14 protein-coding genes are annotated in these 13,798 nt (G+C 68.7%); 11 read left to right on the top strand and 3 right to left on the bottom strand.

Features of this window, described 5'->3' with window-relative positions:
• The first annotated feature begins 25 nt into the window (after window positions 1–25).
• The 3 genes from aspS (at window position 26) to nudB (ending at window position 3,264) form a co-directional block, all read left to right on the top strand.
• Complete coding sequence (gene aspS, locus AC1RCS_RS04825; RefSeq protein ID WP_492244444.1) at window positions 26–1,828, top strand: aspartate--tRNA ligase; 1,803 nt, start codon at window positions 26–28, stop codon at window positions 1,826–1,828.
• Between the two features lie 136 nt (window positions 1,829–1,964).
• Complete coding sequence (locus AC1RCS_RS04830; protein WP_370627873.1) at window positions 1,965–2,783, top strand: CsgG/HfaB family protein; 819 nt, start codon at window positions 1,965–1,967, stop codon at window positions 2,781–2,783.
• A 10-nt stretch (window positions 2,784–2,793) separates the two neighbouring features.
• Window positions 2,794–3,264 (top strand): dihydroneopterin triphosphate diphosphatase, encoded by a 471-nt coding sequence (gene nudB, locus AC1RCS_RS04835; protein WP_218293507.1) that lies wholly within the window; start codon window positions 2,794–2,796, stop codon window positions 3,262–3,264.
• Between the two features lie 71 nt (window positions 3,265–3,335).
• Here nudB and AC1RCS_RS04840 read toward each other — a convergent pair whose 3' ends face one another.
• Entirely contained in the window at window positions 3,336–5,081 is a 1,746-nt protein-coding gene (locus tag AC1RCS_RS04840; RefSeq protein WP_492244445.1) for a response regulator, read from the bottom strand.
• Window positions 5,082–5,200: 119 nt separating this feature from the next.
• Here AC1RCS_RS04840 and AC1RCS_RS04845 point away from each other — a divergent pair, with 119 nt between their 5' ends.
• From AC1RCS_RS04845 to AC1RCS_RS04880, 8 genes are all read left to right on the top strand, one after another.
• Window positions 5,201–5,938 (top strand): endonuclease/exonuclease/phosphatase family protein, encoded by a 738-nt coding sequence (locus AC1RCS_RS04845; RefSeq protein WP_218293509.1) that lies wholly within the window; start codon window positions 5,201–5,203, stop codon window positions 5,936–5,938.
• A gap of 73 nt (window positions 5,939–6,011) precedes the next feature.
• On the top strand, window positions 6,012–7,250 hold the full coding sequence (gene clsB / locus AC1RCS_RS04850) for a cardiolipin synthase ClsB (protein ID WP_218293510.1): 1,239 nt from the start codon (window positions 6,012–6,014) through the stop codon (window positions 7,248–7,250).
• Between the two features lie 204 nt (window positions 7,251–7,454).
• Complete coding sequence (folE, locus tag AC1RCS_RS04855) at window positions 7,455–8,183, top strand: GTP cyclohydrolase I (RefSeq protein ID WP_218293511.1); 729 nt, start codon at window positions 7,455–7,457, stop codon at window positions 8,181–8,183.
• A 2-nt stretch (window positions 8,184–8,185) separates the two neighbouring features.
• On the top strand, window positions 8,186–8,608 hold the full coding sequence (locus AC1RCS_RS04860) for a BLUF domain-containing protein (RefSeq protein WP_010461918.1): 423 nt from the start codon (window positions 8,186–8,188) through the stop codon (window positions 8,606–8,608).
• A 206-nt stretch (window positions 8,609–8,814) separates the two neighbouring features.
• The gene (locus AC1RCS_RS04865) at window positions 8,815–9,696 is read left to right on the top strand and encodes an EamA family transporter (RefSeq protein ID WP_218293512.1); all 882 of its coding nucleotides are present in this window, start codon (window positions 8,815–8,817) and stop codon (window positions 9,694–9,696) included.
• Window positions 9,697–9,702: 6 nt separating this feature from the next.
• On the top strand, window positions 9,703–10,590 hold the full coding sequence (locus AC1RCS_RS04870; protein ID WP_218293513.1) for a DUF429 domain-containing protein: 888 nt from the start codon (window positions 9,703–9,705) through the stop codon (window positions 10,588–10,590).
• A gap of 38 nt (window positions 10,591–10,628) precedes the next feature.
• Window positions 10,629–10,853, top strand: a complete 225-nt coding sequence (locus tag AC1RCS_RS04875) for a hypothetical protein (RefSeq protein WP_218341528.1) — start codon at window positions 10,629–10,631, stop codon at window positions 10,851–10,853.
• A gap of 124 nt (window positions 10,854–10,977) precedes the next feature.
• On the top strand, window positions 10,978–11,649 hold the full coding sequence (locus AC1RCS_RS04880) for a histidine phosphatase family protein (protein WP_218341527.1): 672 nt from the start codon (window positions 10,978–10,980) through the stop codon (window positions 11,647–11,649).
• A 62-nt stretch (window positions 11,650–11,711) separates the two neighbouring features.
• Here AC1RCS_RS04880 and AC1RCS_RS04885 read toward each other — a convergent pair whose 3' ends face one another.
• Together AC1RCS_RS04885 and AC1RCS_RS04890 are read right to left on the bottom strand one after the other, a co-directional pair.
• Window positions 11,712–13,067, bottom strand: coding sequence for a tetratricopeptide repeat protein (locus AC1RCS_RS04885; protein ID WP_218293516.1), 1,356 nt, complete (start codon window positions 13,065–13,067; stop codon window positions 11,712–11,714).
• 24 nt (window positions 13,068–13,091) lie between these two features.
• A complete protein-coding gene (locus AC1RCS_RS04890; protein ID WP_218293517.1) occupies window positions 13,092–13,700 on the bottom strand; it encodes a hypothetical protein in 609 nt (202 codons plus the stop codon).
• Window positions 13,701–13,798 lie beyond the last annotated feature (98 nt).

A 13,798-nucleotide genomic window follows, 5' to 3' on the forward strand; every position in this document is an offset into this window, starting at 1 on the left:
CCCCTGGGCGCCGGAAGTTTCTGCCATGGCCATGCGTTCCCACTATTGCGGTCTTGTGACCGAAGCCCTGATGGGCCAAACCGTCACCCTGTCGGGCTGGGTGAACCGTCGCCGCGACCATGGCGGCGTGATCTTCATCGACCTGCGCGACCGCGAAGGCTACGTGCAGGTGGTGTGCGACCCGGACCGTGCCGACATGTTCAAGACCGCCGAAGATGTGCGCAACGAGTTCTGCGTGCAGGTCAAGGGGCTGGTGCGCCCCCGTCCCGACGGCACCACCAACGACAAGCTCAAGAGCGGCCAGATCGAAGTGCTGTGCCACGAGCTGAACGTGCTCAACCCCTCGGTCACGCCTCCGTTCCAGATGGACGACGAGAACCTGTCGGAGACCACCCGCCTCACGCACCGCGTGATGGACCTGCGCCGCCCGCACATGCAGCGCAACATGATGCTGCGCTACAAGACGGCCATCCAGGTGCGCAACTTCCTGGACAAGGAAGGCTTCATCGACATCGAGACGCCCATGCTGGGCAAGAGCACGCCCGAAGGCGCGCGCGATTACCTGGTCCCGAGCCGCGTGCACGATGGCCAGTTCTTCGCGCTGCCCCAGTCGCCCCAGCTGTACAAGCAGATGCTGATGGTGGCCGGCTATGACCGCTACTACCAGATCACCAAGTGCTTCCGCGACGAAGACCTGCGTGCCGACCGCCAGCCCGAGTTCACGCAGATCGACTGCGAGACCTCGTTCCTGGGCGAGGAAGAGATCCGCGCGATCTTCCAGCGCATGATCGCCGAGGTGTTCCAGACCCAGCTGGGCGTGGACCTGGGCGAGTTCCCCATCATGACCTACCAGGAGGCGGCTTTCCGCTTCGGTTCCGACAAGCCCGACCTGCGCGTGAAGCTCGAATTCACCGAGCTGACCGAAGTGATGAAGGACGTGGACTTCAAGGTGTTCTCCGCGCCCGCCACCACCAAGGGCGGCCGCGTGGTCGCCCTGCGCGTGCCGGGCGGCGCGCAGATCTCGCGCGGCGAGATCGACGCCTACACCGAGTTCGTGAAGATCTACGGCGCCAAGGGCCTGGCCTGGATCAAGGTCAACGAGGTGGCCAACGGCCGCGAAGGCCTGCAGTCCCCCATCGTCAAGAACCTGCACGACGCAGCCATCGCCGAGATCTTGAAGCGCACCGGCGCCCAGGATGGCGACCTGCTGTTCTTCGGTGCCGACAAGGAAAAGATCGTCAACGACTCCATCGGCGCACTGCGCCTGAAGGTCGGCCACAGCGACTTCGGCAAGAAGAACGGCCTGTTCGAAAGCCGTTGGGCACCGCTGTGGGTGGTGGACTTTCCGATGTTCGAGCATGACGAAGAGAACGACCGCTGGGCCGCCGTGCACCACCCCTTCACGTCGCCCAAGGATGGCCATGAGGACCTGATGGACACGGACCCTGGCAAGTGCATCGCCAAGGCCTACGACATGGTGCTCAACGGCTGGGAGCTGGGTGGCGGCTCGGTGCGTATCCACCGCGCCGATGTGCAAAAGAAGGTGTTCGATGCCCTCAAGATCACGCCCGAAGACGCACAGGTCAAGTTCGGCTACCTGCTGGACGCGCTGCAGTACGGCGCGCCTCCGCATGGTGGCCTCGCCTTCGGCCTGGACCGCCTGATCACGCTGATGACCGGCGCAGAGTCGATCCGTGACGTGATCGCGTTCCCCAAGACCCAGCGTGCGCAGGACCTGCTGACGCAGGCGCCTTCGCCGGTGGACGAAAAGCAGCTGCGCGAGCTGCACATCCGCCTGCGCAACCCCGACGCCATCAAGGCGGCCTGATCCGGGGCATCCGCCAGATCGATCCCGCAGATGCACTCCGGCGGCATCGCACCACAAAGCGGCAGGGGCCTCGGCCCCATGCCGCTTTTTTCTTGGCTGGTTCCCCAGCGTTGAAAGGAAGCCTTCCATGCGTTCCATGACGATCCCGGCCCTGCTGGCAGGGGTGTTGCTGCTGGCCCTGGCGGGCTGCGGCGAAAAAAAGACCGAACTGGGCCAGGGCGGCTCGGTGGTCACCGGTTCGGCCGGGCCCCAGGGCGCGCAGAACGCCGCCCGCGAGCTGGTCCGCTGCGAAGCACCCGTGGCCACGCTGGCGCTGGCCGAGAACCCCAACGGCTACACCGTGGGTTCGGGCTACCACCTGCCGGCATCCCCCGTGCCCCTGGTCAAGCTGCTGGCGCAGCAAAGCGGCTGCTTTCGGGTGGTGGACCGCTCGGCCGGCCTGCGCGGCACCATCCAGGAGCAGGACCTGAAGGACTCCGGCATCCTGCGCAAGAACAACTCCACCGTGGCCAAGGGCAAGGGCTATGAGGCGCAGTACACGCTCACCCCCAGCCTGACCTTCAGCGAGCAGGATGCGGGGCGCGGCCTGGCCGGGGTGATCGCGATGATTCCGGTGCTGCGCGACATTGCCGGCCTGGCCGGTCTGGTGGAGCAGGTCAAGTTCAAGGAGGCGCAGACGGCCCTGCTGCTGTCCGACAACGAAACCACCGAGCAGGTGGCCGCGGCCACCGGGGCGGCACGCACCACCGACCTGGGGGTGGGCGGGCTCGTGTTCGGCAAGCTCGGTGGCGCGGCGGGGGCGGGCTGGAGCAATACCAACGAGGGCAAGGTCATCGCCGCGGCGTTCCTGGATGCGCACAACCAGCTGGTGGTGCAGGTGCGTGCGCTGCAGGCCAAGGAATTGCCCCCGCCCGTGCCCACCACCGCCGCCGCCACGCGCTCCAGGGGCGGGTGAGGAGGGCGCCATGGTGGCAGCGCAGCGGCCCTGCAAGCTCCCGGAGTCGGTGCTGGTGGTGATCCACACCCCGGCGCTGGAGGTGCTGCTGATTCGCCGCGTGGGCGGCGAGGGGCACTGGCAGTCCGTCACCGGCAGCAAGGACCGCCTGGAGGAGCCTTTTGAGGAGACGGCCCGCCGCGAGGTGGCGGAGGAAACCGGCATCGATGCGCGGTCACCCGGCTGCGTGCTGACCGATTGGGCGCTGGAGAACGTCTACGACATCTGGCCGCAGTGGCTGTACCGCTACGCGCCCGGCGTGGTGCGCAACCGGGAGCGTGTGTTCGGGCTGCGCGTGCCTTCAGGCACCCCGGTCGTGCTCAGCCCGCGCGAGCACGATGCGTTCCGGTGGCTACCCTGGCAGGCCGCCGCGGACGCCTGTTTTTCCGCGTCGAACGCCGAAGCCTGCCTGCTGTTGCCCCGGTTCGCCGGGCAGGCCTGAGGCTTGGGGGGCGCCAGGCGCGTCGCCGATGGCACCGGAGGGGCGCCCGTCCAGCGGCGTTCCCGGGATTTTCAGACCGGCCGCAGGCGCAGCGCGGCCGCGGGGTCGGGAGGCTCGGCGGGGTCGGGGGCCAGGCTGTCCTGGGGCGGCGACGGGATGCGGGTGGGCTCATCGCCGCCGCCGCGCACGCGCAGCACCACGCCGCCGGGCCGGCGTTCGCTGTCCTGCCCCAGGATCGCCCGCGTGGGCGCGGTGCCCACACGCGTGCGCAGCGCGTCGATGGCGTCCTGCAGAGTTTCGGGCGAGGCCATGCGCGCGCGGTGGCGCAGCAGCACCTGCTGGGACATGTCCACCAGCTTGGAGTTGAGCGTGTGCCCGGCCTGCTGCAGCAGGTGGTTCACGGCGCCCGCCGGGTCGCCGGCCAGGCTTTGTGCCATGGCGGCCTCGGCGGTCTTGTTGATCTGCACGAGGCAGTCGCGCACCATCTCTCCGTAAGGTGTGTGCAGGCCGCAGGCGTTGGCCAGCAGCTCGGTCAGGCCCCGCGTGTTGGCGTAGCGCATGCCCAGCGCGCGCACCCAGCCCTCGCCCTCGGACAGGTCGATCGAGGTGACCGCGAGCACGGCCAGCAGGCTGCCCAGGTTGCACGCGGCCTCGAAGTCGAAGCCGCTGGAGGTGATCTCGCCGGCCATGCCGCGCACGGATTCCACGGCCTGCGAGAACTGGCGCTGCTGGATGAGCTGCAGCGTGCGCGCCACCGCCGCGAAACGCCGGATGCGGGCGCTGGACTCGTGCCGCTCCAGGATGCGGCCAAAGTCGGCCATGCAGCGCTCGATGCCCTTGCGGTCGTTGTCGGCGAAGTACGAGAACGTGAGCAGCACCAGCGACTGGAAGTCGAACAGCTTGGAGTCGATGCCCAGCACGGCCGCCCGTGCCAGCACCTTGGTGGCGGTTTCGCGGTCGCCCATGTAGTACGACATCATCCCCAGCTTCTGCAGCCGCACCACCGAATCCGGCGTGAGGCCGCTGGCCGTGCGGTAGGTCTCGATGGCCTGCGAGAAGTTGCCCAGTTCCACTTGCGCGCGGCCCAGCACGTCGTAGGCGTCGGCGAAGGAGGCGTCCTCGCCGATCAGCTCCTGCAGCGTGGTGATGGCCCGCGCCGCCTGCCCGGATTCGATCTGCGCGCGTGCCACCCCGAGCTTGGCCCAGGGCAGGGCGCGGGCGGCGATCACGGCCTCGAACAGCGTGCGGGCCTCGTCGTGGCGGGACAGGCGCAGCAGCAGTTCGGAGCCGATGCGCGCGGCATACAGCCAGTAGGGCTGGCGCGATTCGAAGCGCTCCACGCACAGCTGCGCGGCACGCTCGAAATCCTCGGCCTCGATGGCGTCGAAGATCGGGCGCAGATGGATCTTGCGCAGGCGCGCCAGGCTCAGGCGCTCGAAGAGCGCGCTGGGCGTGAAGGGCTTGAGCAGATAGCCGTCGAGCGCGGACTCGGCGGCCTCGGCCACGGCGGCGTACGAGGCCTCTGACGTGACCATGAAGAACACGGTGGAGAAGGGCAGCAGCTGCGCGCGCCGCAGGTCGTCCAGCAGGGTCTGGCCCGAATAGCCCGATTCGCCGAAATACTGCTCGCACAGCACGTAGTCGAACACCGTGTGCTCCAGCCGGCTGCGCGCATCCTGCACCCGGGTGCACTGCACGATGCGGGTCACGCCGTACTCGCGCAACTGGCCCACGAGGATGCTGCGGGAAGTGGCATTGCTGTCGACGATCAGCGCCAGCACCGCAGGCGCGGCGGATGGGTCGTTCTCGGTAGCCATCAGGGTGTGTGCCGGCCCGCCATGGCGGGGGAGTGGAGTGCAACCAAGTGTAAGCCGCCGCCGCGGCTTTCAGCGTCGGGCAAACCCGCAGCCAGTGCGGCTTGCGACACAATCAGGACATGGAACACGACGATATTCTGCGGGTGGCCACCTACAACATTCACAAGGGCGTGCAGGGCATCGGGCCCGCGCGCCGGCTGGAGATCCACAACCTGGGCCTGGCGGTGGAGCAGCTCGACGCCGACATCGTCTGCCTGCAGGAGGTGCGCAAGCTCCACCGGCGCGAGGCGACCTATTTTCAGCGCTGGCCCGAACTGCCCCAGGCCGAGTTCCTCGCGCCCGAGGGCTACGAGGCCGTGTACCGCACCAACGCCACCACCAAACACGGAGAACATGGCAACGCCCTGCTGTCGCGCTGGCCCGTGATCGGGCACCAGCACGAAGACATCTCGGACCACCGCTTCGAGCAGCGCGGGCTCTTGCATGTCGAGGTGGATGCCCACGGGCGGCGCATCCACGTGATCGTGGTGCATCTGGGGCTCATTCCCGGCAGCCGCATCCGCCAGATCGAACGCCTGCAGCGCTTCATCGAGCGCGAGGTGCCGTCCGGCGCGCCCGTCGTGGTGGCCGGGGATTTCAATGACTGGGGCCAGCAGGTCAAGCGCATGCTGGCCGGCTTTGCGCTGCACGAGTTCGACGCGCCGCGCACTTTCACCTACCCGGCGCGGCTGCCGCTGGCGCAGCTGGACCATGTGTACGTGCGCGGCCTCACGCCGCTGTCGCTGCATGTGCCGCGCGGCCGCATCTGGTGGCGCATGTCCGACCACCTCCCGCTGATCGCCGAGTTCAGGCTATGACCCCCGTTGTGCCGTTCGCGGCGCCTTCCTCCCTGGAAGGGGCGACGCCCCCGCCGGGCGACGGGCTTCCGAAATGAGAAGAAAGCCTTTCGCGCGGGCCCATGGGGCAGGATTTTCCGACGACCACCAGGTGCGCCTGCTGCAAGGGGCCGAGGAGCTTTTTCCCGCGCTGATCCAGGCCATGGACGCCGCCCTGTCGGACATCCAGTTCGAGACCTACATCTTCGACTTCACCGGCGCCGGCGCCGCCGTGGCCGAGGCCCTGATGCGCGCGGCGCAGCGCGGCGTGCGCACGCAGCTGGTGGTGGATGGCGTGGGCACGGGCGCCTTGCCCCACGGCTGGGCGCAGCGCCTGCAGGCGGCCGGCGTGCAGTACCGCGTGTATTCGCCGCTCGGCCCCCTGGGCCTGCTGCTGCCACACCGGTGGCGGCGGCTGCACCGCAAGCTGTGCGTGGTGGACGGCTGCATGCTGTTTTGCGGCGGCATCAACGTGCTGGACGACTTCCACGACCCCAACCACGGCGCGCTGGAGGCGCCGCGCTTTGACTTCGCGGTGCAGGCCACGGGCAGCCTGGTGGCATCGGCCAGCGAGACCATGGACCAGCTGTGGTGGCGCATGCAGGCGGTGCGCGACGCGCGCCAGCGCCGCCTGCCCGAGGCCCTGCAGGCCTTGCGCGCCGCCAGCGCGGCCAAGCATGCGCTGCAGGCCGCCGAGGCCGGCCCGCCCATGCGCGCCGCGCTGGTGCTGCGCGACAACGTGCGCAACCGCAGCCGCATCGAAAAGGCCTACCGCCGCGCCATCGGCGCCGCGCGGCACGAAGTCATCATCGCCAACGCCTATTTCATGCCCGGCGGCAAGCTGCGCCGCGCGCTGGTGATGGCGGCGCGCCGGGGCGTGCGCGTGCGCCTGCTGCTGCAGGGGCGCTACGAGTACTTCATGCAGTACCACGCGGCACGGCCCGTGTATGGCGCGCTGCTGGAGGCTGGGGTGGAGATCCACGAATACGCGCCCAGCTTCCTGCACGCCAAGGTGGCCGTGATCGACGCGATGGGCGACAGGCCCTGGGCCACGGTGGGCTCGTCCAACCTCGACCCCTTGAGCCTGCTGCTGGCGCGCGAGGCCAACGTGGTGGTGGAGGACGCCGCCTTTGCCACCGACCTGCGCCAGCGCCTGGTGCATGCGATGCAGCATGCCGGCCGGCGCATGGACCCGGCGCGCTACGCGGGCCGCCCGCTGCGCCAGCGCGTGCTGGACCGCATTGCCTTCGGCCTCATGCGGCTGGCGCTGTGGATCACCGGAAAAAGCTATTGAGCCCCCTGAGCGGCTGCGCCGCTTTCCCCCGGGGGACGCCACCCGTGGCCCGGCAAAGCCGCTTCCACGGTGGCACTGGCGTGGGGCGGCGCCCTTGACAAGTATTGCTATGAATAGCATAGCTGCTGGCGCTTTGCCATCAAGCGGTGGAGGCCAAAAACCTTTGAAATCTGCGGTGTGTCAATCGCTGTTACGATTCTGACCATGTCCAGCCAACCCGCCGCCGATATGACGTCCACCCCGCCGGATGATGAAGGCACGCCTGTCTCCGTCAAGATCCGAGAGCGCCTTGCCGCTGCCCGCAAGCGTTTTCATGCCAATGACAACATCGCCGAGTTCATCGAGCCCGGCGAGCTGGAGAAGCTGCTCGACGAGGTCGAGGTCAAGATGCAGGGCGTGCTCGACAGCATGGTGATCAACACCGAGGGCGACCACAACACCAACAACACCGCGCGCCGCGTGGCCAAGATGTACCTCAACGAGGTGTTCAAGGGCCGCTACGTGGCGCAGCCGGCCATCACGGAATTCCCGAACGCCGAGCACCTGAACGAGCTCATGATCGTGGGCCCCATCACCGTGCGCAGCGCCTGCAGCCACCATTTCTGCCCGGTGATCGGCAAGATCTGGATCGGCGTGATGCCCAACGAACACACCAACGTGATCGGCCTGTCCAAGTACGCGCGTCTGGTGGACTGGGTCATGGGCCGCCCGCAGATCCAGGAAGAGGCCGTGGTGCAGCTGGCCGACCTCATCATGGAAAAGACCCAGCCCGACGGCCTGGCCATCGTGATGGAGGCCAGCCACTTCTGCATGTCCTGGCGCGGCGTGCGCGAGATGGACAGCAAGATGATCAACTCCGTGATGCGTGGCGTGTTCCTCAAAGATTCGGCGCTGCGCCGCGAATTTCTGTCCCTCATCCCTGGAAGGAACTGACCATGCTCGTACGCCTGCTCTATGCCAGCCGCGCGGTGGACACTTCGCCCGCCGCCATCGAAGCCATCCTGACGCAGTCGCGCCAGCACAACCCGGGCTGCGGCATCACCGGGGTGCTGTGCTACGGCGGCGGCGTGTTCCTTCAGGCCATCGAAGGCGGGCGCTCCGCGGTGAGCGACCTGTACGGCCACATCCAGAAAGACCCGCGCCACAAGAACGTGGAGCTGCTGCACTACGAAGAAATCGCCGAACGCCGCTTCGGTGGCTGGACCATGGGGCAGGTGAACCTGTCCAAGATCAACCACTCCATCCTGCTCAAGTACTCGGAGAAGCCCGAGCTGGACCCCTATGCCGTGTCGGGCAAGGTGTCGTTCGCGCTGCTCGAAGAACTGATGGCCACGGCCTCCATCATCGGCAGAGCCTGAAAGGCGGGGTGTTTTGCTGCTGCGCGGCCACACCCCGGGCCTGCGGTACTCGCCGCACGGGAGTGGGGCTGCGTTCCTCCACCCAGGCTGAGACCGCTCGCTACGCAAGTCACCCCACTTTTCGCTGATGCTCTGGCCTCGTTGTTTCGGCCGCAGCCCACCCGGTTCTGCGGCTTTTTGCATTCAGGCCGCTCTTCTTCTCATCCGTGACCCTTACCGCCTTCGCCCTCATCATCCTTGCCGGCCTCATCCACGCGTGCTGGAACATCGTGGCCAAGAAGGCCGGGGGCGATTCGCGGTTCGCGTTCTTCACCTCGGTGATCATGATGGTCATCTGGGCGCCGTTGGGCTGGTACCTGGGGCGCGATGCCGTGCCGCTGTGGGGGGCCACGGAGTGGGCCTTCGTCGCGGCCAGCGGGCTGCTGCACGTGGGCTACTTCGTCATCCTGCTGCGCGGCTACAGCAAGGCCGATCTCACCGTCGTTTACCCGCTGGCGCGCGGTTCCGGGCCGCTGCTGTCGTCGCTGGTGGCGGTGACGGTCCTGGGCGAGCGCATCTCGGCGCTGGGCGTGGCCGGCATCGCCGGCGTGGTGGGCGGGGTGTTCCTGATCGCGGGCGGCCCGGGCCTGCTGCGCGCCGCGCACGACCCTGCCGCCCGGGCGCGCGTGCACAAGGGCATGCTCTACGGCCTGCTCACGGGCGCCTTCATCGCCAGCTACACCGTGGTGGATGGCTATGCGGTCAAGATCCTGCTGATGTCCCCCATCCTCGTGGACTACATGGGCAACTTCGTGCGCGTGGGCTTGCTCGCGCCCGTGGTGCTGCGCGACCTGCCCACGGCCCGTGCGCTGTGGCTGGCGCAGTGGCGCTTCGCGCTGCTGGTGGCGGCGGTGAGCCCCGTGGCCTACGTGCTGGTGCTGTACGCGATGCGCGAGGCGCCCATGTCCCACGTGGCGCCCGCGCGCGAGGTGTCCATGCTGTTCGCCGCGCTCATCGGCGGCCACCTGCTGGGCGAGGGCGACCGCGTGGCGCGCATTTTTGGCGCGCTGTGCATTGCCGCGGGTGTCACCGCCCTGGCGCTGGGGTAGGCCGTCATGGCGGAGCCCATCCGTCCCCTGCTGCTGGGCTGCGATTTCTCCAGCAGCCCCACGCGGCGCAAGCCCGTCGTGCTGGCGCTGGGCCAGCGCCAGGGCGCGCGGGTACAGCTCGCCGCGCTGGAGCGCTTTGACACGCTGGCCGCGCTGGGCGAGTGGCTCGCCCGGCCGGGCGATTGGGTGGGCGGCTTCGACCTGCCCTTCGGCCTGCCGCGCGAGCTGGTGCGGGCGCTGGGCTGGCCGGTGCAGTGGCGCGCCTGCATGCAGCACTACCGCGGCCTCAGCCGCGCGCAGATCCGCGACCAGTTCGCCGCGTTCTGCGACGCACGCCCTGTGGGCGGCAAGTTCGCGCACCGCGCCACCGACGGGCCCGCGGGCTCCAGCCCGTCGATGAAATGGGTGAACCCGCCCGTGGCCTACATGCTGCACGCGGGCCTGCCGCTGCTGCTGGACGCCGGTGTCCACCTGCCGGGCCTGCACGGCGGAGACCCGCGCCGCGTGGCGCTGGAAGCCTACCCGGGGCTGCTGGCGCGCGAAGTGCTGCAGCGGCGCAGCTACAAGAGCGACGACCGCGCCAAGCACACGCCCGACCGGCTCATTGCCCGCAAGGACCTCGTGAATGCGCTGGAGATGGGCCAGACCCGGCTGGGCCTGCGCCTGAAGCTCAGCCACGCGCAGCGCGATGTGCTGGTGGACGACGCGAGCGGCGACAGCCTGGACGCCGTGCTGTGCCTGCTGCAGGCCGCCTGGGCCCAGCAGCGCCATGCAGAGGGCGACGCGCTCTACGGCCTGCCGCCCGGGCTGGACCCGCTCGAAGGCTGGATCGTGACCGCCGATGCCGCCGATATTGCCGCTTTTCCGGGCATCGGTCCGGCGCACGGTGCGTAGCATGGGCGGAACCCACGCCTGATATCTTCACCACCCCCATGCCGGTTGTCGCCCGCTCCCTGCTTGCCCTCGCCCTGCTGGCACCGCTGATGCCGCCCGCACAGGCCGCCCCCGCGCCCTGGTACTACTGGCGCAGCATGGTGGATGGCGCACGCGTCTGCGCGCAAGCCTCGCCGGGCCATGGCTGGCAGCGCGACAGCGCCGCCTACGAAGGCCCTGGCTGCCAGCCGCGCCGCAAAGTGCTCATCGTGCCCATGCGGTGACGTGCCGCACGGTGGGTGGTGGACAGGCTGCTGTTATAAAAAACATAGCTATCAGCGCTTGTTGCATAAGCGCTAGCAGTCAAAAGTGCTTGCAATCATGTGCATGCATTCGATAATGGCATGCATGACTGAATTGATTCTGATCCGCCACGGCGAGACCGACTGGAACCGCGAACTGCGCTTCCAGGGCCACGTGGATGTCCCCCTCAACGCCACCGGCCACGAACAGGCCCGCCGCCTCGCCGAACGCCTGGCCGCGGAACAGATCGTGGTGGACCACCTGGTCTGCAGCGACCTCATCCGCACGCAGCAGACCGCCACGCCCAGCCTGCAGGTGCTGTTCCCGGAACTGCGCATCGACACCCTCACCGACAGCAGCCTGCGCGAGCAGAGCTTCGGCGTGGTGGACGGCAAGCGCGTGGACGACATCAAGATCGAACACGCCGATGCCTGGACCCAGTGGCTGCGCTTCGAAGCCGACTACGGCATGCCCGGCGGCGAGACCACGCGCCAGTTCCACACCCGCGTGATGGACGCCGTGCGCCGCATCGCGCAGCAGTACCAGGGCCGCAAAGTCATGGTTGTGACCCACGGCGGCGTGCTCGACATGATCTGGCGCACCGCCCGCGGCACGGGCCTGGACGGCCCGCGCCAGAGCGACATCCCCAACGCCGGCCTGAACCGCGTGCGGGTGGATGGCGATGTGGTGGAGGTGCTGGACTGGGCCGATGTGCGGCATCTGGCGGACCTGCCGGCGCAGCCGGTGTATGACCAGACGAAGCTGCTGGTGAGATAGCCTGGCGGCAGGCACAGGGGAGGGCGGGCCGCGCCCGCGCCTGCTTCTATCGCCGGGCTCCGCTATCCCTGGTGTGGCAGCAGCAGCCCCAGGGCGCCATTGACCACCCCCACCTGCCGCGCGAGCCGCACCGACTCCGGCTGCGCATTGGCCATCGGCTGCAGCAGGTTCTGCACCGCCGCCCACTGCCCGTTGCGCTGCAGCGCATCCAGCCAGATCTGGTGGAACAAATCCCGCTGCGCGTGGCTGCCGCCGATCTCCAGCAGCCGTGGCAATGCCAGGCCCAGCTGCTCCGCCGCCGTGGCCCAGTCGCCTTGCGCATGCGCCAGCAGGCCGCGCGCGGCGGGCTCGCACACCTGCTTCCACACGGTGCGTTCATGTGCCTCGGTGCGCGTGGCGGCGTGGGCCTCGATGTTGCGCAGCAGCGTGCGTGCCGCCTCCGTGCGGCCCGCGCGGGCCAGGCCGTAAAGATACTGCAGGTCCAGGAACGGCAGTACATGGTCGGACAGGCGCAGTGCCAGGTGGCCGGCTACGTCGGCCCAGCGGTGGCCCACATCCACGCCCGCCAGTTCCAGCCGCGCCAGCAGCGAGACGGCGTTGATCTGGTCCTGCGTGTATTCCTTGACCACGCCCCACACCTGGCTGTCGTACAGCGCCAGCACCTCGGCGTGCCGGTCCTGCTCTAGCAGGAAGAGTGCCTGGTGCCACCAGTTGTGCGTGACCATGAAGGAGTTGAGCCCCGTCCAGGTGTCGCTCACGCCGGCCATGAAGTCCGCGCCTTCGCCGATGCGCCCCTGTGTCAGCATCACGTGTGCGAGGGCATGGTGGGCCCAGGGTTCCTTGCGGCACAGGCGCACCGCATGGCGCGCGGCGGCTTCCGCTTCGGTGAGCCGGTGGCACTGCTCCCAGCCAAAGGCCAGCATGCCGTGCAGGTAGGGCACGTCGGCGGCAGCGGGCAGGGCATGCAGCGCCAGGCGCAGCATGCCGGGGGAGTCGCCGCGGTTGAACAAGTGGTATTGGCCGAGCTTGAGGGAGGCCAGGTCGCGCGGGAACAGGCGGGCCTGCTCCTCGTGCAGCGCGATGGCGCGCGGCAGGTCGCCGTGAACCCAGGCGGCGACGGCGGCCACGAAGCGCTGTTCGCGCTCGCTCGCCGCAGGGGCATGGGCGAGCGCCCGGTCGATGAAGGGGCGTGCGTTGCCCGGCGCCTGCGCCGATTCGGCGAACATGTGCAGTGCCGCGCAGCAGGCCTGCACGATGGCGCTGGGGTCGCCGGCGGCCTGCAGCACGTTCACCGCGCGGGCCTCGCAGGCGATGAAGCCTTCCACGAAGTCATTCAACGCCGCCGCGCTGCCCGGCTCGCGCAGGGTGGCGGTGTTGCCCAGGCTGTCGGTCAGTGCGTGCGCGGCGGTGGATGGCATGGGGGCATTGTTGGGCGGCAGGGCTCAGCCGCCCTTGATCAGCGTCAGATAGGCCTTGCGTGTCTCGGCCGATACGGAGGCCACCAGCTGCTCATGCGGCGTCTGGTGGCGCGCCAGCATGCGGGCCGTGGCAACGGTCTTGGACTTGCAGAACCAGTGGCAGGTGTGCTGCATCAGGAACAGCTCCGCCGTCATCATGTAGGCCCGGTCCTTGGGCGACAGGTGGCTGGTGTTCTGCACCACATGGGTGATGCCGCGTGCATGGATCGCCAGGGCCCGCCGCATGTCGAAGGTGAACGCCGGCAGGATCTTCTCGGCGAAGGGGATGGCCATCGCGAGGCGGCTGACCCGCGCGTCGGCGTCGCTCACCTTGGCGAAGTCCGCGGCGAAGCGGCTGAACTGCTCGCTCAGCTGCTGTTCGGTGGTGCTCAGCAGGCTCCAGATCTGGCTGCGGCGCTCGTCGGTGCTTTCACCCAGGGCCCGCAGGTAGCCGTCTGTGAGCGCTTCCATCAGCTTTTCGATCTGGTAGTGGGCCAGATGGTTGCCCAGCAGCACGATGCGCTTGCGCTGCTCCTTGGCGTTGAGCATGAAGGTGCCGGTGGCGATGAGGATCGCCAGGATGAGGATGTCCATGCGGTGATTCGTTGAAGTGGTGCGTGTCGTGGTGGCCCGGGGCGCAGGCCAGCCCGGAGGGGGCGCCGCACGCGGGGCGTGCGTGTTGCCAACCCCTA

It is taken from the genome of Acidovorax sp. GW823-FHT01C06 (assembly GCF_058798375.1).

What these genes read in the sequence shown, in the direction of transcription:
- aspS (WP_492244444.1), top strand. Translation starts at nt 26, where the DNA reads ATGGCCATGCGTTCCCACTATTGCGGTCTTGTGACCGAAGCCCTGATG.
- AC1RCS_RS04830 (WP_370627873.1), top strand. Translation starts at nt 1,965, where the DNA reads ATGACGATCCCGGCCCTGCTGGCAGGGGTGTTGCTGCTGGCCCTGGCG.
- nudB (WP_218293507.1), top strand. Translation starts at nt 2,794, where the DNA reads ATGGTGGCAGCGCAGCGGCCCTGCAAGCTCCCGGAGTCGGTGCTGGTG.
- AC1RCS_RS04840 (WP_492244445.1), bottom strand. Translation starts at nt 5,081, where the DNA reads ATGGCTACCGAGAACGACCCATCCGCCGCGCCTGCGGTGCTGGCGCTG.
- AC1RCS_RS04845 (WP_218293509.1), top strand. Translation starts at nt 5,201, where the DNA reads ATGGAACACGACGATATTCTGCGGGTGGCCACCTACAACATTCACAAG.
- clsB (WP_218293510.1), top strand. Translation starts at nt 6,012, where the DNA reads ATGAGAAGAAAGCCTTTCGCGCGGGCCCATGGGGCAGGATTTTCCGAC.
- folE (WP_218293511.1), top strand. Translation starts at nt 7,455, where the DNA reads ATGTCCAGCCAACCCGCCGCCGATATGACGTCCACCCCGCCGGATGAT.
- AC1RCS_RS04860 (WP_010461918.1), top strand. Translation starts at nt 8,186, where the DNA reads ATGCTCGTACGCCTGCTCTATGCCAGCCGCGCGGTGGACACTTCGCCC.
- AC1RCS_RS04870 (WP_218293513.1), top strand. Translation starts at nt 9,703, where the DNA reads ATGGCGGAGCCCATCCGTCCCCTGCTGCTGGGCTGCGATTTCTCCAGC.
- AC1RCS_RS04875 (WP_218341528.1), top strand. Translation starts at nt 10,629, where the DNA reads ATGCCGGTTGTCGCCCGCTCCCTGCTTGCCCTCGCCCTGCTGGCACCG.
- AC1RCS_RS04880 (WP_218341527.1), top strand. Translation starts at nt 10,978, where the DNA reads ATGACTGAATTGATTCTGATCCGCCACGGCGAGACCGACTGGAACCGC.
- AC1RCS_RS04885 (WP_218293516.1), bottom strand. Translation starts at nt 13,067, where the DNA reads ATGCCATCCACCGCCGCGCACGCACTGACCGACAGCCTGGGCAACACC.
- AC1RCS_RS04890 (WP_218293517.1), bottom strand. Translation starts at nt 13,700, where the DNA reads ATGGACATCCTCATCCTGGCGATCCTCATCGCCACCGGCACCTTCATG.